The organism is Nostoc sp. UCD121, from assembly GCF_014222285.1.
GTDB lineage: Bacteria > Cyanobacteriota > Cyanobacteriia > Cyanobacteriales > Nostocaceae > Nostoc.
Map to the genome: position 1 here is coordinate 1 of NZ_JACKZS010000095.1, position 21,729 is coordinate 21,729.

A 21,729-nucleotide genomic window follows, 5' to 3' on the forward strand; every position below is an offset into this window, starting at 1 on the left:
ATATTCTATTGCAATCCATTTATTCTATCTATATAAAATACTCTAAAATGATTGTTATTTAATGACAAGTTAAAACAGACAAATTGTAACACTTAATTATTTCGTTGAAGTTTTTCAACCTTATATTTTTATTATAATGAATAATAAAAATATCCACGAAAAATCTCAATAAAATCTACTTAAATCAATAATCTAAAGCTATACATATCAACCTATTTAGCTAATATTGGCTATTTTTTTAAGGAGGTTAATTTATACTTTGGTTGCCGATATTGGTGGTAGATTTTCTCCAAACTAATTAGAAAATAAAAATTTACAAAAACTCAGATACTGGAATTAGCACTCAAATGCTTGTGCAATAACATCTGGCTTGAGCGTCCTAATAAAAATGTATTCCAATTCGATTCCACTTTATGTACCCGATATCCCACCTTAAAATAAAGTTGCCTTGCCTGATGATTATTTTCCAAAACGTGAAGATATAAGTCTTGAAATCCCCATTCGCGGGAAAATTTTTCACAGCTAGTCAGTAACCCTGAAGCCACTCCATGTCTACGGTATTTTGGGTGAACCGCTAAATTAGATAAGTAAGGAAAACCTATGCCAGCCTGACCCCAGGAATCACTGTAACGTACACCCAGTTCCACACTTCCTACTAAGTTATTAGCCGCACCATTATTAGCTTCCAAGGCGACTAAACAAACATGACGGGGTGGAGGTGATGTCATCCGATGCCTTAAGTCTTCGTAAATACCCAGACGTAACAATGGAAAAGCCCATCCCCACATACCTTTTTGGGAGTGAAAGCTTTCAGCAATAATTTGGGAAACACCGATCAAATCAGTAGATGTAGCTGTACGAATTTGAAATTCGCAGCAAGCTGGATCGATTGGCTGTTGCTGGTATGGATGAAAAGACCGATATTTCAAGGCTAGTTTAGTATTGATTTTATTCAACGAAAATTTTCTCAAATATCCTCAAACACCCTTTTAACCGCATAAAAACTTTATATATTCCCAGTAGATTGAACTGACCTAAGACTGCTCATTTGCTTTTGCTTATAAGCATACAAAGTTTTACACTTTAGTTTGGGGCTTTATAGTCCGTCTTTTTGAAAGAGTCTTAGAAGTTACAGCTTCATAAAGCTACAATCTTAAGTTCAGTAGGATTAGATTTATCCCTTGCTTGAGATAGGGAGTATATCAGTCTGTTTACCACAAAAACATCTGTAAATCCTACAGATTTAGGTTAATGGGTAGATGTATAGCATAACTTACCTGTAGGCATTACTTGTAAAATTGTTAAGTAAGTACACTAACAAGAAACTTTGGTTGTAAACCATCTTTAGGTGTAATACTGAACTTATCTATGCAATTGACGCTACACTAACAAGACTTTGCTGCTAGGTAATAGAAACAAACTGTACAGGTGCTAGGCAGGAATATTGCAGATTCCTATCCCTAACTTGTTCAGCAATACCACTTGTCTTAATGATAGTTCTGATTGCTAAATTAGAAAGAGGTATTTGTCTAATAGTATACTTTGGTTTTAAATCTTATTGTTTAATTTTGCTGACTCTACCATGACTACCATAAATAAAATTTACGTGCAAGTGTTAGTACAACTGCTGTGGAGGGAAAACTTAATATGCAGCTTCATCTGGATTTTTCAGCTAGCGATGAGTGCTGTATGTAGTATTAGACATTGCTCGCAGGAGGTGAAAGAAGATTTGACTAGCAAGGATCGACTCTATAACCCTATAACTGACTATGAAAGCAATTACACTGCACTAAAGCAAACGGTAATAGGTATAAGCAATTGAAACGAATTACCGTGAGTAAACGCTCCTACACTCAGCAGTCATGTAGCCAAAGAGCCTTGGTAGTAATGCTCTGCTCTTACCTGACTCAGAAAAATCCTTCCCTGATCAGATTATTCTTTATCCGACTGCCGTTGCAGCAGGAAAGCGGTGCATGAAATCCCAAGCAAACAGTAAGCCTAAAATTTTGGTTGTCGATGATGAGCCAGACAACCTTGACTTGCTTTACCGCACCTTTTATCGTGACTATAAGGTGCTAAGGGCAACCTCTGGCCCTGCGGCCCTCGATCTGTTGGCTCAAGAGGGAGAGGTCGCGGTCATCATTTCCGATCAGCGAATGCCGATGATGAGCGGTACAGAATTTTTGAGCCTGACAGCAACTCAATATCCTGATATTATCCGAATTATTTTAACTGGCTACACCGATGTCGAAGACTTAGTGGAAGCAATCAACGCTGGTAAGGTCTTTAAATATGTCACCAAACCGTGGGAAGCTGAGGAACTTAAAGCTGTAGTACGCCAAGCTTTGGATACTCACAATGTCCTCAAAGCCCGCACCCGCGAACTTACACGCACACTCCGGCAAGAGTCGCTGCTGAATACTGTCACAAATACGATTCGTAGTGCTTTAGACTACAGACAAATTTTGCAGGCAATTGTAGATACAGTGGGTCACATGTTGGAGGTCGATGTCTGTCTGTTGCGTCCCTTCCAAGATGAGCAGTTGACTGATAAAGGATTTATTTATCAGAAAGCTCTTTCAGAAGAAGCAGGGGAACACACACCAGTAGAGGTACAGGCAAATAATTCTTCTGCTGTGTCCCTCCCCACTTCTACGCCTCTGGCTGTTTTGGCTCAGACGGTGTGGGAAACCCGCGAAGTCCAGGTGATTCACGATGTAACTGATGATGAACGCATTTACGGTAATACTCCCGAACTGCGCGAACGTGGGGAAGCTTTTGCTGCGGCTAACATTTGTTCTAGTTTAGTTGTGCCATTGATCTGCCAACAAGAACTGATGGCAGTGCTGGCACTGCACCAGTGTTCTGTGCCCCGCTTCTGGGGAGAAGATGAGGTGCAGCTAGTGTTGATGGTAGCAGATCAGGCAGCCTTAGCTTTGTCTCAAGCTTATGCTTACGAACAAGTACGTGCCCTTGCCAAGCGAGAGAGTTTAATTAATACGATTACTAGCGCGATTCGCTCTAGTCTAGACCCCCAAGATATCTTTGCGGCTATTACTCAACAACTAGGACAAGCCTTACAAGTCGATGGTTGCGTCCTGTCTTTGTGGACAGAAGAAGATGAGTTTGTCGAGTGTGTTGCCTTGTATGACAGTTTTCAACATTTGGAAAATTCACATAGGCACAGCCCAACCCAGGCATCGCCAACCCAAGACAATAACCATCTATCAGCCCAGAGATTACCCTATTCTCAATCATCTATACAAGAGAATCCCATCCTCCAACAAATGCTACAGACACATGAACCTGTGGTAATTGGGAATGTGAGCCATTCTCCCTCAGATATACAGGGTTTTAATTTGCCGTTAAAAATGCCAGCGCGATCGCTAATGTTTGTACCATTATTGGCTGATGGTAAATGTATCGGTAGTATTACCTTGCATGAAGGTAAAAAAGTACGTCAATGGCTGCCATCTGATATCGATTTGGCGAAAGCAGTAGCAGCCCAAGCAGCGATCGCAGTCCAGCAGTCACACCTGTATCAAAAGACTCGCCAACAAGCTGAACGCTTACTGGAGCTAGATAAACAAAAAACCGAATTTTTTCAAAATATCTCCCATGAGTTTCGCACACCGATCACCTTGATTCAAGGGCCTTTAGAGTCGGCGGTGGCTGCTGGTGAAGGATTATCTTACTCCCAAAGTGCGATCGCCCTGCGTAACTCCCGCCGTTTGCTACGACTGGTAAATCAACTCCTGGATTTACAACGCCTAGATGCGGGGAGAATGCAGCCTAGTTTCCATCCCTGCGATTTAGTCGAATTTGTCAGCCAAATTGTGGAATCTTTTCGTCCCTACTGTGAGAAAAAGAGACTACATCTCGCCACCCAGTTAGATGAATGTTCTCTGGTGTACTTGGACATGGAAAAATTCGACAAGGTGGTTTATAACCTTTTGTCAAATGCCATGAAGTTTACCCCCGAAGGTGGCACGATCAGCGTCAGACTAAAATCTGAACAAGATCGTTGCATATTACAAGTACAAGATACGGGAATTGGCATTGTTAAAGAACAAATTCCCCACCTATTTGAGCGCTTCCGTCAAGCTGAAGGTTCAGCAAACCGTTCTTATGAAGGCAGTGGTTTGGGTTTAGCCTTAGTTAAAGAATTGGTAGAATTGCATGGTGGCCACGTCACTGTGGAATCAGTTTATGGCCAAGGTACTACCTTTAGTTTATGGCTTGTGACTGGAAATGCTCATTTACCCGTACAGCAAGTATTAGAAACCCCTGCCGAAGTGAACACAAGCCGCGCTAGCGTTGAATTGGCTGATTTAGAACTGGTAGAGTCAACAACAGACAATATTGAAGATATTACAATAAATTTCTCTCCTAATATTGATACTCAAGACTCAGCACTTAAGACTCAGCACTCAATTTTAGTTGTAGATGACAACCCAGATTTGCGAACCTATGTATCTGAAATTTTCCGCCGTAACGGTTATCATGTACGCACAGCTCGTAACGGTTATGAAGGGCACAGTTTAGCGAAGGAAATTATACCCAGCTTGATTGTGACTGATTTAATGATGCCCTTGGTGAGCGGACTTGAGATGATTCAGATGATCCGCAATGAGGAAAAGCTGAAAGGAACACCCATCATTCTACTGACAGCGAAAGTTGACGAAGAAACCCGCATCGAAGGTACAGAACATGGGGCGGATGCTTATTTAGCAAAACCATTCAACGATCGGGAACTTTTGGCGGAAGTTCGGAATCTTTTAGCATTAAAAGAAAATGAACGACGAATTGTGGAGTTAAATACTTATCTAACAGAATCAGTATTAAAGCGCTTTTTACCGGCTGTATTGGTGCAAAAAGCCGCAACCGGAGATTTAACATTAGATTTGCGCCCAGAACCACGCTTAATTACGGTTTTGTTTAGTGACATCGTGGGTTTTACACAGTTATCAAATACTCTCAGATCCCGACGAGTCGCAGAATTGCTAAATGAATATTTAGAAGCTATGACCAAGGTTGTATTTGGTAATGGCGGCACTGTAGATAAATTTATGGGAGATGCTATTTTAGCTTTATATGGAGCGCCGGAAGAACTAACCCCTAATGAACAGGTACGTCGTGCCATCAATACAGCAAGAGCAATGCACCGCTCACTGGCTGACTTGAACCAGCGCTGGCGAGAGCAAGGTGTATTCGATGGTGACAGACTTACTAGCGTACAGTTTCGGTGCGGTATTCATCAAGGTACGGCTGTTGTGGGAATGTTTGGTAGTGCTGAACGTGCCGATTATACTGCTATTGGCCCAAGTGTGAATATTGCTGCCAGGTTGCAAGCTGCCGCTCTTCCCGGTACTATCTTGGTTTCTGCTGCCGTGGCAGATTATTTGCAGGAAGAAGAAATTACTAAAGGTAGTCCACTAGAACTTAAAGGAGTAGATGAAACAGTTTTGACCTTTGCTGTTACACCAGAGGTAATGGTTAATCGCTAAAATTTAGACTGGTATTTTAAAGCATAAGCAATGAGTAAGAGTGCCTAATCATATCCAGTTTATATAATATGACACCATCGGTTGCAGACAAAACCCCAATTTCAACCAAAGTCTGGAGGCGACACACTGATCCACCAGCTTTGTGGATTTCTGTCGTTATAGGTTCAGTCTCTCTGCACTTGCTGGCGTTCTGGCTGATGCGCTCATCTAATGCCTTTAGCTTGTGGTTTCCTCAGCAAAGCCAATCTGCTGTTCCCATTGAATTGATAGATATTGCTCCTCAATCAAAATCAACAGCCAAAAGAGTTTCGCCAAAGCCAGCATCTGCAACTCAAAAGCCTGTACCAGCGCCACCACAAACATCACGAACTACGCCCAGAAATCAAGATTTTGAGGCAATAAATTCTGCTGATAATCTCCAGCAAAAGAATCGAATTTACGCCTCTCAATCTAATAGACAACAGAAAATTTCTGCATCTACGCCGAAAGCGACAGCCACACCGAAATCAACAGTTACACCAAAAGCAACAGTTACCCCAAAAGCAACAGTTACACCAAAAGCAACAGTTACCCCAAAAGCAACAGTTACCCCAAAACCGACAGCCACACCCACACCTACGGTTCCAGTCGGTAATCTACCTTGGAACCGCCGTCAAGAAATCAAGTTGGGAAGGGGAACGGCACTACCAACAGGTATTCCATCAAGTACACCAAATTCGGCTAAAGAAACTCCAGCAACTCCGACTGGGGAAACTCCAGCAACTCCGACTAGGGAAACTCCAGCAACTCCGACTGGGGAAACTCCATCAACTCAAACTGGAGAAACTCCGCCAACTCCGACTGGGGAAACTCCATCAACTCCGACTAGAGGAGCATCAATAGCAATAATAGCTCCTTTACGTAGAGATGAGATGATTAACTTTATACAAACAAAAGGATTTCGGCAAGATGCTCTAGATGCTCTACCCGACGTTATCGCTTCATACACGGGAGGCAAGACAAAACAATTAGACTCAAGTTTTCTACCTGGCGATTCCGAAGTTAAGCCAGCACAGATGCTTGTTAGTTTAATAATTGATCGCAATGGCAACTTTCAACAGGCTGTAGTTCTAGAAATAGAACCTGCAACACTACAAAGTGAAAAAAGCACATACGAACGAGTTCTCAATGATGTTTTCAAGACAGAAAACTTTCTTGCCGCCCATTACAACGATGGCACAAAACCAGATTTGAGCAATTTGTATGTACGAATCAAAATCCAGCCTGCTAATTCCAATTAGACGCTTGATTTTTTTCAACAACTGTGTTAGATTTATAAAGTTGGAAATTCGCGGGCGTAGTTTAGTGGTAAAACTATAGCCTTCCAAGCTATTAATGCGGGTTCGATTCCCGCCGCCCGCTTTAGAAAAAGTATGAAATGTACTAGTCAAGAATAATTTAAATGTACCTGCTATTTTCAGTAGGCACTATACTTGTAATTGCTATAGCTTAATTATTGCTTTTCTTAACCAAGAAACAGCCAAAATCGATCAAGCGAAGTCTACGGCGGGCTACGCCCACCCTAAAATTGGCAAAAAAAATAAAAGACTAGAGGAATATCGCATAGTCTAATTTCCGAGTATCCCTCATTGCTTTTTTTACATCAACAATGTGTAATAGTACTCGTCTATTTATCCAAATCTGCCGCTAACGTAATCTCTTGTATCTTGCTGCTGAGGATTGTTGAAAATTAGTTCTGTTGCATCGTACTCTACCATGTAGCCGTTACGACTTCCAGAGTCCGTAGTTTTGACATTAAAAAAGGCTGTCTTATCAGAAACCCGCGCTGCTTGCTGCATATTATGGGTGACAATAACGATGGTATATTGCTCTTTCAATTGATGAATTAATTCTTCAACCCGCAAGGTGGAAATAGGGTCGAGAGCGGAGCAAGGTTCATCCATTAATATAATTTCAGGTTGGACTGCGATCGCACGAGCAATACATAATCTTTGTTGTTGTCCACCTGATAAAGACGAACCACTTTGTCGTAGTTTATCTTTTACTTCATCCCACAAAGCTGCTTGTCGCAAACTCCGTTCTACTAATTCATCCATATTACCTTTGTAGCCATTGATTTTAGCTCCAAAAGCAATATTCTCATAAATTGATTTGGGAAACGGGTTTGGTCTTTGAAACACCATCCCAATTCTCCGACGTACTTCTACAGGATCAATGTCGGATGCATACAAGTTTTTATCGTAAAAAAGTATTTTACCTTCTGCCCGAAATGACTCAATTAGGTCATTCAGGCGATTATAGCATCGCAACAAGGTACTTTTACCACAACCAGAAGGGCCGATAAAGGCTGTAACCTGATTTTTTGGTATATCTAGCCAAATATTCTGCAAGGCTAAAAACTTGCCGTAGTAAACATTAAGGTTTTCGGTGCGTAAAACCGTTTGAGTATCATTGACTGTGCTAATATTAGTAGCCATAAATTAAGTGCAGTATGAGTTTTAGCGATACAAATCCGCTATGTGTAAGCCTTTTCCCTAAGCTTTTTTGCGAGTAGCCCAGCGAGCAATGATACTTGTGATTAGAACCATCAATACCAAAATCAAAGATGCCGCCCAAGCTAGTGATTGCCAATTTTTAAACGGAGAAATAGCATATTTGTAAACTAAAACAGCAAGAGAAGCTGTTGGTTGGAATAAGCCATCTGGCCAAAAATTGGAAAATAGCGCAGTAAATAGTAAAGGTGCGGTTTCTCCAGATGCTCTAGCGATCGCTAGCGTTGCCCCAGTTACAATTGCAGGTAGGGCTGCTGGCAAGACTACTTGTGTTACTGTTTGAAAGTTAGTTGCTCCTAACCCTACAGATGCTTGTCGCAAATCTTGCGATACTAACTGCAAGGCTTCATCAGTGGTTCGGACAATAATTGGCAACATCAAAATCGCCAGTGCAAACCCTCCACCGACAGCAGAGTATGATCCTAAGTTTAACTTAACCAGTGTCAAAACTACAATCCCGTATGCAAATACCCCAGCAATAATTGAGGGGACTCCACTCAGGACGTTAGCCGCAAAACGTACCCATCTCGCTACTTGGGCCGAGCTAAATTCTGTGATGTAAATTGCCGCCAAAACACCAAATGGGATACTAATCAGGGCAGCAATTCCCACCATTAATACTGTACCCAAAATTGCATTACCAAAGCCTCCTCCTTTTTGTAAAGCTTTTGGTGGCAGTTCAAAAAAGAGGCTAGGACTCAAACTGCTAAAACCTTGAATAATGACGTAAGAAAGTACTGCTAGCAATGGCACAAGTGCCAATATCCCACAGATAAATGCGACTACAGTCATTACTGTATTAAACAGTGTTCTTTGAGACATAGGAGCGCGAGTTAGACTGCGCTCTGGAAAACTAGAAGTCATAATTCAACCCAAAACTAAGCTACAGTCGCTTGACTCTCAGAACGATAAACTCGGCCATGATATTAACTACCAAGGTCAAGAAGAATAGAACTAAAGCAGCGTACATTAAAGCCGAAACTTGCAAACCACTAGCTTCGGAAAATTGATTAGCCAGTAGAGAAGAAATTGTATTGCCTGGTGCTAACAGGGAGATACTAATGTTGTTGGAATTACCAATCAACATTGTGACAGCCATTGTTTCTCCCATTGCCCGACCGAGTGCCAACATCACAGCGCTAACTATCCCCGAAAAAGCTGCTGGGATCAGAATTTGTAAAATCGTTTCCCATCGGGTTGCTCCTAGTCCTACGGCGGCTTGGCGCAAACTGGATGGTATAGAAATCAAGGCATCGCGCGATAGAGCTGTGATGATGGGCAAAGTCATAATTGCTAATATGACTCCCGCCGGTAACATTCCTGGGCCTGTAGGGGGGGTGCTAAAAAATGGTATCCACCCAAAATAACTATTGAGCCATTTTCCCAAGTTAGTTAAGATAGGGACTAAAACAAAAATACCCCAAACGCCGTACACAACACTGGGAATAGCTGCGAGTAGTTCTACTGCAAAAACCAGTACCAACTTCACTTTTGCGGGTAAAAAATCCTCGCTTAGTACAATAGCAGTACCAACTCCAATCGGTACAGCTATCAGTAAACCGATAAAAGAACTCAAGAGAGTTCCATAAATTTGAGGTAGCACCCCGTAGCTATCATTAACTGGGTTCCAAGTGGTGTTAGCTAAAAAGCTAGCACCAAACTTTTGGATGGCAGGCCAAGAAGCAATTGCGACCTGTAAGCCGATCCATAATAAAGTGGCAGCAACCCCAAAGGCAAAAATTTTAGTTAGCCAGATAAAACCGCGATCTAGGGATTTTTCTACATCAGAGCGATTTTTTGTCGCTGATGAAATATTTTGAGAATTTGTAGTCATGACTACCGACTTTCACAATTAAATCAGAGGAAGATATACGAGGCAACCATCTAAACAAATTTGTTGCCTCATCGTCTTTTAAAACTAGTTTAATAACCAGCTAAAAAATTATTGTCTAACAATGCCTCATGTCTTCACTGTAGCTACTTGCTAGCGCTAGTACCACTACCAACAGCAATTTTATAGTCTGGACTAATTTGATCGGCAGCCGCAGCCACCTTTGCAATCACGTTTTGGGGTAAAGGAACATACCCTAATGTTGTAGCCTGTTTTTGGCCCTCAGTTAAAGCGTATTCGATTGCAGCTTCAACTGCCTTAGCTTTTGCGGCATTGGGATATTTCTTGTAAGCCAAAATCCAGGTGTAAGTGACTATGGGATAGGAATCGGCCCCTTCTGGATCGGAAATGAAGACGCGCAGATCGGGGGGTAACGTTACTGATGCCAAAGTTTTGGAGGCTGACTCCTCAGTAGGTACAATAAACTTACCGCCTTTGTTTTCTAAAGCAGCAAACTTAAGACTATTTTGTTTGGCATAGCCGTACTCGACATAACCAATAGAACCTTGTGTTTGTTGAATTTGGGCGGTAATACCCTCATTCCCTTTAGCACCAACTCCCTTAGGCCAATTCACAGTTTTGCCTTCACCAATTTTAGTCTTCCACTCTGGGCTAATAGCGCTGAGGTGTTTTGTAAACACACCTGTTGTTCCGCTACCATCTGAACGATAAACAACTGTAATCGTCTCTTTAGGAAGTTTTACACCTGGGTTAGCCTTGGCAATTTGGGGATCATCCCAAGAGGTTATTTTGCCTAATAGAATATCGGCGTAAACGGCTCGTGGTAGCTTTAGTTCTGCAACATCTGGCAAGTTGTAAGCTAACACGATGCTACCAGCAGTGACAGGCAGTAAAATAACGCCCTTATCGGCTGGCACCTTTTGGATTTCTTCGTCCTTCATGGCAACATCGCTGGCACCAAAGTCTACAGTCCCTTTGATAAATTGCTCAACTCCAGCACCGCTACCAACTGAGGCATAGTCAACTTGCAGATTTGGATACTTTTTGTTTAGATCAGTAAACCATGTATCATATAGTGGTGCTGGAAAAGACGCACCAGCTCCACTTAACTTGAGATTTCCACCCAAATCTAATTTGGTTGTACTGGAGGCAGTCGTATCTGTAGCAGTGCCAGAAGGAGTATCCTTTGTGGCTGTATTTTCTGGGTTTTGCTGTCCGCCACATGCAGCTAGGCTGATTGTCAGTGCTAACACTGAAACTGAAGCTGTGAGGCGATGAATTTTTGTTACACGAAAAGGTGAAGGCATCGCTATCAATATTTGGGTAACTTTTCAGGTGAGCGCTTCTAAGAATACCCCTAAAGGATTAAGCTAAAGGTAAAGGATAGGTTAACAAAGCAAAAAAAGCTTGTTTTTTTTTGATGAAGAACAAACACTCGTTTTTACTTTTACTTGATAAAATTTATACTGCCGTTTTAGTTACAGATTACAAATAGTACCACAGTGATTTGGTTACATAGTATTGGCAAAACTTGATTGATAGCGTCACTTTTCGGGTCAAATAATAAAAAATCTATAAAAAAATGACAAACTGTGTTATTATATAGAGCTTAATAAAAAATTTTGGAATTTTATAAAAGTTATTGCTGCTTATAGGTATAAGCAGACTTAAAGTCATAACTAAATAATCTAAGTTTAGACAGTGAACTAATTTAGATAAAGCAGAAGAAAAACTATAAATTGCCTATTTTATGGAGAGTATGCGGGGCGATCGCTAAAAAAAGTGAATTAAAGAAGCATCTTTAACAATTTGTAGCATAAATTGGCGCTGAATCTAAAAACTTAGTTTAAATACTAAATTTTGCTAACTTTACCACGTATTAAGTCAAATACTAGAATCAGACTACCTTTCAGTCAATAAAATTACAGCTATAGACACCTAAGTTATAATTCGCAGAACTGAAAAGTTACATCCCAAAAAGGCAAAAAAAATATGCTAATTCTTAGAGGTGTCAGCACAAATTTCATTTTAATACTAATGAACATCCTAGTTGCTGTTGGTTTTCCCTTTTGCCTTTTCCTGGTTGCCTGATAAATGTTTGCTGCTTCCAATCAATTACTATGGTCTATGATTGGCTTACTCCTGACAATGGGTGGTACCTTCTTAGAAGCTTATGGCATCACCTTTCCCTGGAATTGGAGTAAGCATGGAATTCAGACAATTTCATTAGGTGTCACTTTTCAAATTGGCGCAGTACTGTTAGTGGGTTGTTTAGGGGGCAAAAATGCCGGTGCGCTCTCGCAAATTGCCTATTTAGTGATGGGGTTAACCTTATTACCTGTATTTGCCGATGGAGGTGGTATTGGTTATGTTAAGCTGTCTCAGTTTGGCTATCTACTAGGCTTTATTCCTGGAGCTTGGATTTGTGGCTTAGTTGCCTTTAAAGCTAGACCTCGACTAGAAACTCTCGCCTTTAGTTGCATCTGTGGCTTGTTAACTCTTCATCTATGCGGTATTAGTTATTTGATTATTAGCTATATTTTTCAGTGGAAAGGCACAGAAAATTTACCTTTGATGCAAGCAATCCTCAGATACTCTTGGTTTGCACTACCAGGGCAATTAAGTGTGGTCTGTGCCGTTACTGTAATAGCATATATATTGCGTCACTTAATGTTTTATTAGTCATCAAGAGGCTAGAGGCTAGGCGCAAGAAATTTACAATTTTCTCATCCCCTAGTCCTTAGCCCTTAGTCCTTAGTCTCTAGCCCCTAGTTTCATGCGTTTAAAAAACCGCCTTTTCTGGATTGCTGCCTTTATAGCTTTTTTCCTAGACCAAATAACAAAATACTGGGTGGTACAAACCTTCAGTTTGGGGCAAACACTACCACTCTTAACTGGAATATTTCACTTCACCTATGTTACTAACACTGGTGCCGCCTTTAGTCTGTTAAGTGGGAAAGTAGAGTGGTTGCGCTGGCTATCTTTAGGTGTGAGTTTGGTATTGATAGCGTTGGCCTTGTTTGGCCCAACATTAAATTTATGGGATCAGTTGGGCTATGGCTTAATTTTAGGTGGAGCTATGGGCAACGGTATTGATCGCTTTGTTTTAGGCCATGTCGTTGATTTTCTTGATTTTCGCCTGATTAGCTTTCCTGTATTTAATGTGGCAGATTCTTTTATTAGTATTGGTATTGTTTTTCTGTTAATTGCTTCCTTCCAAAAAACACCAACTTCAACCGATAGGTTGAATTAAACTATTAAGCCTGGGATGATTAATCCCAGGCTATTAATTACTGAAACCATTGCTCAGTCCTATATGCGAAGACTTGATTTATGAGTTTCAGAGATTTGAATTTATATCCTACACCAGTTTTTATAACTGGTGCAGAAAGTCAAGATGCACAGGCGATCGCTGATGGCAAATTAGTTATATCAAACGTATCCAGCTTTTAATTTAATTACCTGTGGCAGGAGAAGTAGATGGAGTACCGGGAGAGTTTGCACCTGGTTCTGTAGGATTGCCAGGTTCGGATGGGGTAACAGTTCCTGGTGCTGGAGTTAAGTTGCTAGGAGTGCCAGGCTCAGATGGGGTAACAGTTCCTGGTTCGGTAGTGCTGCCAGGAGTGCCAGGTTGAACTGGGGTAACGCTTCCTGGTGGAGTTAAGTTACCAGGAGTGCCAGGTTCAGATGGGGTAACGCTTCCTGGTGCTGGAGTTAAGTTACTAGGAGCGCCAGGTGCAGGTGGGGTAACGCTTCCTGGTGCTGGAGTACTTTCGGGAGTTCCACTGTCAGGTGGGGTAACGCTTCCTGGTGCTGTAGTGCTATCGGGAGGAGTGATGTTACTAGGTGTGGTTTCTGCTGGTACTGTAGTGCTACCAGGAGCAGTGCTAGGTGTTGTTTCTGCTGGTGCTGTAGTGCTACCAGGGGTCAATGCTGTGCCGCCGGGACAGCGAGAGTTAAGCGGAAAATACTCGCACAGAATTTTCATACCTTCTGGCGACATCTTGATTTCCGTTGGTGCGCTAGTAGATTCGCTACTGGATTGAGCTATGGGGGATTTACTGGATTCGGCTACAGCAATGTTAGCGGTGAGCGCCAAAGATAGAGCTGTACCAATCATGGTCAGAGATTTTCCCATCATTTCTAAAATTAACCTCAACGGAACACTCGGCCCATTTAAACAGACAATAAAATTTAAAAAATCTGCCTAAATGAATATATTTAAGTTTATTGCAGAACATGCGGATACGTAAAATTGGTAGAAATTAAATCTGTCGTTTGCTAATAACCAGTGTTTATAAATACAGGCCTTAAATCTATGCTTGTAGTCATTGAAGTAAAATGAGTATATAAAACAAGCCTTTAGGAAGGAGACAAAATTTTATTCCTCTGTAATAAAGTGACACAAATAACAAGTTAACTCAGATAAAAGAGTAATGTTCAGTATAAATTAGAGCAAAAAGTTCCGTATAACTAATTTATGCTTTGGCTTATGAGTAAAATGATGAAAGACTAACATCTAAAATTGTAATTCGCCCCATTCTTCACTAAAAAGTGTGATGTGAATAGCCGATGAGTTCTCCCCAACCCCCTCACAAGCCACAAACGTTAATTGGTCAACTGACTCAAGCAGTCCATACTATCCAAGCTAGGGTTGATTTTTCCAAACTGGCGCTCAAGCCTAATGCCAAAGTACCGGAACTCTGGGTACAGGATGCGGGGGCGGATAAAGCAGAGGTATATCCACTGTTGGGCGATCGCTATATTCTCGGTCGTAGCTCCAAATCCAGCGATATCGTCGTCCGTAACCCAGTTGTCAGCCAAATTCACCTATCGCTATCGCGGAATTCTACTCAGCGCACACCAATTTTCGTCATCAAAGACGAAAACTCCACCAATGGCATTTATCGGGGCAAGCGTCGTGTTAATTCCCTAGAACTCCGTCATGGCGATATACTGACTCTGGGGCCTCCAGAACTCGCCGCTTCTGTGCGATTGCAATACGTCGATCCACCAGCCTGGTATGTCAAAGCTGCAAGTTGGACAGCTTATGGTGTTGGTGGTGTCAGCGCCTTGTTTGCCTTAGTAATTGGCGTAGAATGGCTGAAATTTTCAGTTAAACCCCTACCTACAGCTACACGCGCTCCAGTAGTTGTTTACGCTCGTGATGGAGCCACACCTCTGAGAGAGCCTCGAACTATCTCTCACGTAGATATGAAGCGTTTAGAGGAATTTGGCCCTTATTTACCATCTGCCGTAGTAGCTTCAGAAGATAGTCGTTATTACTGGCACTTTGGGGTTGACCCTCTGGGGATTTTACGAGCTGTGTTGATCAATAGCCGTAGCGGAGATGTGCAGCAAGGAGCCAGCACTGTTACGCAGCAAGTTGCCCGCAGTTTGTTCCGTGAATATGTAGGTAGACAAGATACCCTTGGACGCAAATTACGGGAAGCAGTTGTCGCCTTAAAGTTAGAAACCTTTTACAGCAAAGACGAAATTTTGCTGATGTACTTAAATCGGGTTTTTTTGGGGGGAGATACCTCTGGCTTTGAGGATGCAGCCCGGTATTACTTTGAGAAGCCTGCTAAAGAATTAACTTTGGCAGAAGCAGCAACATTGGTAGGAATTTTACCTGCTCCCAACGCATTTGATTTTTGTGGGGATGGGCCAAATAAGCTAGAAGCAGCTGAATACCGGAATCGTGTGATTAAGCGGTTGCTGGAGATGGGCAAAATTAAACCTGAAGATGCGAACCGAGCTAGACGTTCCACTGTTCAAGTTAGCCCTAAAGTTTGTGAACAGCAAGCTAAGACGATCGCTCCTTATTTTTACAGTTACGTCTTCTCTGAACTTGAATCAATCTTGGGCGAGGGAGCCGCAAACGAAGGGAATTATATCATTGAAACCCAGCTTGATCCCGCGATCCAGAGCCAAGCTGAATCAGCGTTGCGGAATTCAGTCAACAATAGTGGTGGAAATTTTAATTTTTCTCAAGGGGCTGTAGTAACTCTTGACTCCAGCACAGGTAGTATCCTGGCAATGGTAGGCGGAACTGATTACAAAAAAAGTCAGTTCAATCGTGCTGTTCAAGCCAAAAGACAACCAGGTTCCACCTTCAAAATCTTTGCTTACACCGCCGCCATTCAACAGGGAATTTCACCATCTAAGAGTTATTCCTGCGCTCCTTTAACTTGGCAAGGATTCACTTACAAACCCTGTCGTTCAGGTACCGGCAGTTTAGATATTGCCACCGGGCTGGCTCTTTCAGAAAATCCCATCGCCTTGGGAGTTGCTAGAGAAATCGGGCTGAATAAAGTAGTGGCGATGGCTCAGAATTTGGGAATTAAGTCAAACCTCGATCCGGTTCCTGGCTTAGTACTGGGTCAAAGTGTGGTCAATGTTTTGGAAATGACTGGTGCTTTTGGCTCTATTGGCAATCGTGGAGTGTGGAATCCTCCCCATGCGATTAACCGAATTTTAGATAGTGGTGATTGCAGCGATCGCAATGATATCAAAACCTGCCGTGTAATCTATTCCTTCGACCAAGATCCAGATGCGAACAAACGAGTTCTGCCAAGTGGTGTAGCCGACGAGATGACTAGTTTAATGCGTGGTGTCATCACCAGAGGCACTGGTCGTAGTGCTGCCATTGGACTCGGAGAAGCCGGTAAAACAGGCACGACTGATAAAAACGTTGACTTATGGTTTATAGGTTTTATTCCAAGTCGGCGGCTTGTAACTGGTGTTTGGCTGGGAAACGACAACAATTCCCCCACATCTGGTAGCAGCGCTCAAGCCGCTCAGTTGTGGGGAAATTATATGCGGCGGATTACAAGGTAAATGGGAATTGGGCATTGGGCATTGGGAACTATTGACCAATAAATGATCAATGGAATTTTGTGGGAAGACCTGATTTTGAGGAATTAAAAGTTTATCAACTTGCTGAAAAGCTGGCTAATGAAATTTGGCCTATTGTTAAAGAATGGGACAATTTCACTAAAGATACACTGGGCAAGCAAATTGTTCGGTCTGCTGATAGTGTTTGTGCGAACATCGCAGAAGGTAGAGGTAGGTACAGCGACCAAGACAATCGACGTTTTGTCAAGATTGCTAGAAGGTCTTTATATGAAACTATCAGTTGGCTGAGGTTAGCCTACGCCAGACAATTATTTACCAATGAACAGGTAGGCAGATTTAAACCAATTCTTGATGAACTGTTACCCAAGCTTAATGCTTATCTAAAATCCATAGGCAATAGAGAATAGGGGATAGGAACTTACTTCTGTTTCCCATGCCCCATGCCCCATGCCCAATTCCCCATTCCCAATTACTGATATCCCCTCCAAGGTGTAACTTCCAGATTGCCACTAGGCTTAAATATCACTTGGAAGTGGGCGAGAGGTTCTTTATCGTTGGGGGCTGCTACATTAGAGCCATAGATAGCGTTGAACATCTTCGGAAGGGGTGTTTCCCGAAAATAGTCAAAGGCAACTTGGTTTAGTGGTTCGTAGTCAGCAATTACAGCATCTTTGTTGACTGCTACCCGATATTTCAAATCTCGCGTAAAGGTGGGTTTGCCACTCCAAGTTTGCCGAACTGTACTATAAAGCTTTTGATTTAAATTTTTGACTATATTAGAGTCAGTAATTTTTGTGCCCACTACCTCTGGCGTTCTAGCATATCCCCGCCAAGGGCTAACTTGCAGGACACCTTGTGTAGTAAATACTACTCGAAATTGGGCGATTGGTTCATTGGAAATGGTCGGACGGGTAGCTGGATTGTAAAGTACGTTCGGCAGAGGAGTTTGACCTACTCCTAGATTTGCCTCTTTATTCACTGCTTTATAACCGACGATCGCACCATCCGCAGCTACACCTAGACGGTAAATCAAATCTTGTTGCAATCCTGAGCGATTAGCCCAAGCTGGATGAACTTGGTTGTAAACTTGACGATTCAATGCACGTAACTGGGATGGATCGGTAATTTCTGGAACTGTATTTAAAAGTGCTTCTAAATCTTTAACTGCCGGCTTTCCATTAGCTGTAGGCGTTAGTGTAGGCGTTACTCTGGGCGTTTCAGCAGCAATGGGTGTTGCAGCAGCTGATGCTGGAGGAGTGATATTGTTTATTGTAGAGCTACTTTGCTCATCTGTTGTTGGCTGTGCTGGACGCAGCTGGGGAGGTGGAATCAAGTTAAAGGCGATCGCAGCTACTGCTAAACTTGACACACCCACCGCAGCAGGTACAGCCTGCCTAACCAAAGCTTGACTAGCGCCGCCATAGCGTCTGGTAACTGGTTGTAGTTCTAGAGAAAGTTCAGGCAAAGTTTGGCTGTCAGCAAAAAACTGATCCACTGCTTCCACTAAATCAAACAACTGCACCGTATTCAAATCTATTTCAATCGGCGGACGTTTGGAATTGTTAGAGTGATCGAATCCCTCTGGAGTGCCTTCGGAATGTATGATTAGTCTGTGTCGGTTGCTATCAACTTTCCGAAACTCTACTAGCTCCGATTCCTGGTTGTGTGCTTGGGGGTTGGGTACGCTACTTAAAAATTCTTGGGCATAGCCACTAACAGCCCTTACCAAACTTTCAAAAAATTCTCGCCCTCCAGTTAGGGGTTGATTATAACCAGATAAATAGCATTCTGCATTTACCAATATTGATAATTCCGGGCGCATTTCCTGGAACTGTGCAGCCCTAGTGACATCACTTAACCCTTCTAAAAGCAGTGTACAATTAGGCAGACTGTACTTACGTTGAATATTCATTCCACTTCACCGTCAAAAAGACTAATCCAGAATCGCTGCATTCCAGCTGTACCAGTACAAAATAGTAATTGTCCTAACAAATTTATAGCTAGCTCATCTAATTTTTCATCAGAAGTTAATGCTAGTACACCAGAACGTCGGGCATTCATCCGGCTTTTAAAATGCGCTCTAAACCTCTCTAGGTAATTAGATAGACGCAAATTCTGTTCTAATGGAATCTGCTTTTCTTCCATTTGTTGACATATCATTAATAACTGGCGGATGACAACAGTTAAGCGCCGTGCTATGTAGCAAGCAATTACTACCAGAGCTTTTGCTTCCATAATAGTTAAGGGACGGCGGATATGCGCTCTCCGTAGCGGGTTAGAGCTACGCATCCGCCATAAATTCACCCTGTCTTTAACAATTCCTTTTAGATCCAACTCTTGAGCAAAACTCAAGATTGCTTCCGAACCACCAAGCTCTAAAGCTTCAATTGCCAATAAAATCAGGTCAATTTGCAACCGCGTTCTCCGAGGACAAGTCTTGGAAGCGATCGCAGGATCTGGCAAAGTGTCCAGAATCGTCGGCAATGAATCTTGAGTTGGACTGTTGAACGGCGTTAAACTTGCTGAGACATTCATTCTATAAATACCTTGTGCGGTTCCAACAGACTAGATAAAACAAATTTAAGATCGGTAGCCAAGACTTGAACATTAGACTTGTAGCAGTAGCATGACTACCTGATATATACATTACTTAACTCTTTCTACTCAAAGTTTTCCCTATATTGAAATCAAAGTTTTAAAACATAAGTTATATTCACCTCATTTCTCAATGCAATACCTTTTCTAGCTTGGTTTAGATTCTAATTATCGTCAACAAAGGACGAAGCTGAAGCTTCGACCCCCAGCGTATGACATTATAGTGTACGATTTTTCAGGTATCTGAAAATTGGGGAATGGGGAATTGAGAATTGGTCAATAATCAATATTTTTTTCCTATACTTACCTTGCTCCTCTTCTTCCCCATTTCCCATCCCCCATTCCCCATCCCCTATTCCCCATTCCCATTTTATGGATTTGAAGTCTCTCATTCGTGACATTCCAGATTTTCCCAAACCCGGAATTTTATTTCGGGATATTACTACATTACTGCGCGATCCAGAGGGATTGCGCTACACTATTGACTTTTTAACACAAAAATGCAACGAAGCTGAAATAAAACCAGATTATGTAATTGGTATAGAGTCAAGAGGATTTATTTTTGGCTCACCTCTGGCTTATCAATTAGGGGCTGGTTTTATTCCCATCCGCAAAAGAGGTAAGTTACCAGCAGCAGTTCACTCAATTGAATATGACCTAGAGTATGGTACTGACTGTCTGGAACTGCATCAAGACGCTTTACATGAAAGTAGCCGAGTTTTGATTGTGGACGATTTGATTGCCACGGGTGGAACTGCGAGTGCAACAGCAAAGTTAGTACAGAAAATTGGCTGCGAATTAGTAGGATTTGGGTTTATTATCGAGCTACGGGATTTAGAAGGACGTAAATATCTGCCGGACGTGCCGATTATCTCTCTAATTGAATATTAGTTATTTGTCATTGGTCATTGGTCATTAGCAAAGGACAAATAACAAATAACAAAGGACAAAGGACAAATGACATCTACGAGAATTTCCTTGGAGACAGGTCGGGATTGGCTAGTCAGGCTAGTCACAAGCGAAACTTTTATTTATGTGACCAAGCGGGTATTGCAGGCACTACTGACTCTGTTTTTGGCATCAGCATTATCGTTTTTCATTATTCAACTCGCTCCAGGGGATTATGTAGATACGCTGCGGCAAAACCCGAAGATATCTCCAGAAAGAATTGAGGAAATAAAGCGGCAGTTTGGTCTTGATAAGTCTTGGCCAGAGCAGTTTTGGCTATGGCTATGGCGAATCTTGACAAAAGGAGATTTTGGCACGAGTTTTATTTATCAACGTTCAGTAGCATCGCTGTTGTGGGAAAGAGTACCAGCTACTTTGCTATTAGCGATCGCATCTTTAATTGTCACATGGGCGATCGCCATCCCTCTAGGGATTTTTGCTGCTGTTAACCAAAATAAGCTATCAGATAGACTTTTACAGGTGATTAGCTATGCCGGACAAGGCTTTCCCAGTTTCATCACGGCCTTGGCACTGCTGGTTTTAGCCCAAATCACCTCGCCCTTATTCCCCGTGGGTAGCATGACTAGCATTAATCACTCAGAACTAACGTGGTTTGGCAAAATATTAGATGTTGGCTGGCACATGATTTTACCTACCATTGCCCTCTCAATTACTAGTTTTGCTGGTTTACAGCGCATCACTCGCGGCGAATTATTGGATGTGCTGCGTCAAGATTATATTCAAACGGCTCGCGCCAAAGGTCTGCCAGAAAACCGCGTCATCTACGTTCATGCACTTCGTAACGCCGTAAATCCCTTAATTACCTTATTGGGTTTTGAATTAGCTGGTTTATTAAATGGTGCTTTCATTGCCGAATTTTTCTTCAACTGGCCCGGTTTAGGGAGGTTGACTTTACAGGCTTTACAAGCTCAAGATTTATATTTATTAATGGCAAGCTTGGTAATGGGCGCAGTCTTGCTAATTGCTGGTAATTTAATCGCCGATTTGATGTTAAAAGCTGCCGATCCCCGCATTCGCCTAGAAAATCTCAATTAGCTATTGGTCATTTGTCATTTGTCATTGGTTTAATCCCACTCTCCCAATCCCCATGCTGTCCGAAGTCTATTACTTGGTGCGCTCAAAAACTGACGGTAATTATCTCATAGCTCGTCCTGACACCGAAACATCAGGTTATTTATTGCTGTTTCAGGAAAACTTTGATGCCCTTAGCTATCTCAACACCCACGCAGCAGAAGTGGCAAATCGCTTCTCTGTGGAATCTATTCCACGTACACAATTGGGAAACTTGCTCAAACGTTGGGGTTTTAGCGGTGTGGGTATTGTGACTGACCCGTTATTGCCAAAGGTTGAGTTTTTACAGCACAGTTAAAAATTGCCAATAGTAAGCAATTACGGC

The 21,729-nt window shown here is 42.2% G+C and carries 17 protein-coding genes and 1 tRNA gene; 10 read left to right on the forward strand and 8 right to left on the reverse strand.

Annotated elements, in window-relative coordinates; translation table 11 throughout:
- Window positions 1–323: 323 nt before the first annotated feature.
- Complete coding sequence (locus GNF10_RS20015) at window positions 324–956, reverse strand: GNAT family N-acetyltransferase (protein WP_260445926.1); 633 nt, start codon at window positions 954–956, stop codon at window positions 324–326.
- Between the two features lie 1,017 nt (window positions 957–1,973).
- Here GNF10_RS20015 and GNF10_RS20020 point away from each other — a divergent pair.
- The 3 genes from GNF10_RS20020 to GNF10_RS20030 all read left to right on the forward strand — a co-directional run bounded on the left by GNF10_RS20020 (window position 1,974) and on the right by GNF10_RS20030 (window position 6,908).
- Window positions 1,974–5,507, forward strand: coding sequence for a response regulator (locus tag GNF10_RS20020; protein WP_185581367.1), 3,534 nt, complete (start codon window positions 1,974–1,976; stop codon window positions 5,505–5,507).
- A 68-nt stretch (window positions 5,508–5,575) separates the two neighbouring features.
- On the forward strand, window positions 5,576–6,787 hold the full coding sequence (locus tag GNF10_RS20025) for a hypothetical protein (RefSeq protein ID WP_185581366.1): 1,212 nt from the start codon (window positions 5,576–5,578) through the stop codon (window positions 6,785–6,787).
- Between the two features lie 50 nt (window positions 6,788–6,837).
- A tRNA-Gly gene (locus tag GNF10_RS20030) sits at window positions 6,838–6,908 on the forward strand.
- Between the two features lie 269 nt (window positions 6,909–7,177).
- On the opposite strand, the gene pstB is transcribed toward GNF10_RS20030, so the two are convergent.
- From pstB to pstS, 4 genes are all read right to left on the reverse strand, one after another.
- Window positions 7,178–7,984, reverse strand: a complete 807-nt coding sequence (gene pstB, locus GNF10_RS20035) for a phosphate ABC transporter ATP-binding protein PstB (RefSeq protein ID WP_185581365.1) — start codon at window positions 7,982–7,984, stop codon at window positions 7,178–7,180.
- 57 nt (window positions 7,985–8,041) lie between these two features.
- Window positions 8,042–8,923, reverse strand: coding sequence for a phosphate ABC transporter permease PstA (gene pstA / locus GNF10_RS20040; RefSeq protein ID WP_185581364.1), 882 nt, complete (start codon window positions 8,921–8,923; stop codon window positions 8,042–8,044).
- A 19-nt stretch (window positions 8,924–8,942) separates the two neighbouring features.
- Window positions 8,943–9,893 (reverse strand): phosphate ABC transporter permease subunit PstC, encoded by a 951-nt coding sequence (gene pstC / locus GNF10_RS20045; RefSeq protein WP_185581363.1) that lies wholly within the window; start codon window positions 9,891–9,893, stop codon window positions 8,943–8,945.
- 143 nt (window positions 9,894–10,036) lie between these two features.
- On the reverse strand, window positions 10,037–11,218 hold the full coding sequence (pstS, locus tag GNF10_RS20050; RefSeq protein WP_185581362.1) for a phosphate ABC transporter substrate-binding protein PstS: 1,182 nt from the start codon (window positions 11,216–11,218) through the stop codon (window positions 10,037–10,039).
- 787 nt (window positions 11,219–12,005) lie between these two features.
- Between pstS and GNF10_RS20055 the strand changes: the two genes are divergently transcribed.
- Both GNF10_RS20055 and lspA read left to right on the forward strand, forming a co-directional pair.
- Window positions 12,006–12,593 (forward strand): biotin transporter BioY, encoded by a 588-nt coding sequence (locus GNF10_RS20055; RefSeq protein ID WP_185581736.1) that lies wholly within the window; start codon window positions 12,006–12,008, stop codon window positions 12,591–12,593.
- A 94-nt stretch (window positions 12,594–12,687) separates the two neighbouring features.
- The gene (lspA, locus tag GNF10_RS20060) at window positions 12,688–13,164 is read left to right on the forward strand and encodes a signal peptidase II (protein WP_185581737.1); all 477 of its coding nucleotides are present in this window, start codon (window positions 12,688–12,690) and stop codon (window positions 13,162–13,164) included.
- 201 nt (window positions 13,165–13,365) lie between these two features.
- On the opposite strand, the gene GNF10_RS20065 is transcribed toward lspA, so the two are convergent.
- Entirely contained in the window at window positions 13,366–14,052 is a 687-nt protein-coding gene (locus GNF10_RS20065; protein WP_185581738.1) for a hypothetical protein, read from the reverse strand.
- A gap of 431 nt (window positions 14,053–14,483) precedes the next feature.
- On the opposite strand from GNF10_RS20065, the gene GNF10_RS20070 reads away from it, so the two are divergent.
- Both GNF10_RS20070 and GNF10_RS20075 read left to right on the forward strand, forming a co-directional pair.
- The gene (locus GNF10_RS20070; protein ID WP_185580726.1) at window positions 14,484–16,751 is read left to right on the forward strand and encodes a transglycosylase domain-containing protein; all 2,268 of its coding nucleotides are present in this window, start codon (window positions 14,484–14,486) and stop codon (window positions 16,749–16,751) included.
- Window positions 16,752–16,810: 59 nt separating this feature from the next.
- Window positions 16,811–17,176 (forward strand): four helix bundle protein, encoded by a 366-nt coding sequence (locus tag GNF10_RS20075; protein WP_185580725.1) that lies wholly within the window; start codon window positions 16,811–16,813, stop codon window positions 17,174–17,176.
- Window positions 17,177–17,238: 62 nt separating this feature from the next.
- Here GNF10_RS20075 and GNF10_RS20080 read toward each other — a convergent pair whose 3' ends face one another.
- Window positions 17,239–18,681 carry a DUF4335 domain-containing protein gene (locus GNF10_RS20080; RefSeq protein WP_185580724.1) on the reverse strand — a complete coding sequence of 481 codons (1,443 nt, stop codon included), beginning with the start codon at window positions 18,679–18,681 and terminating at the stop codon, window positions 17,239–17,241.
- Complete coding sequence (locus tag GNF10_RS20085) at window positions 18,678–19,304, reverse strand: DUF3038 domain-containing protein (protein ID WP_114084563.1); 627 nt, start codon at window positions 19,302–19,304, stop codon at window positions 18,678–18,680. The genes GNF10_RS20080 and GNF10_RS20085 overlap by 4 nt, the downstream gene beginning before the upstream one ends.
- 432 nt (window positions 19,305–19,736) lie before the next feature.
- Between GNF10_RS20085 and GNF10_RS20090 the strand changes: the two genes are divergently transcribed.
- From GNF10_RS20090 to GNF10_RS20100, 3 genes are all read left to right on the forward strand, one after another.
- On the forward strand, window positions 19,737–20,255 hold the full coding sequence (locus tag GNF10_RS20090) for an adenine phosphoribosyltransferase (protein WP_185584023.1): 519 nt from the start codon (window positions 19,737–19,739) through the stop codon (window positions 20,253–20,255).
- Between the two features lie 66 nt (window positions 20,256–20,321).
- The gene (locus GNF10_RS20095; protein ID WP_185584025.1) at window positions 20,322–21,368 is read left to right on the forward strand and encodes an ABC transporter permease; all 1,047 of its coding nucleotides are present in this window, start codon (window positions 20,322–20,324) and stop codon (window positions 21,366–21,368) included.
- A 52-nt stretch (window positions 21,369–21,420) separates the two neighbouring features.
- Window positions 21,421–21,702: a hypothetical protein gene (locus tag GNF10_RS20100; protein WP_100898347.1), complete on the forward strand. Its 282-nt coding sequence runs from the start codon at window positions 21,421–21,423 to the stop codon at window positions 21,700–21,702.
- Window positions 21,703–21,729: the final 27 nt, after the last annotated feature.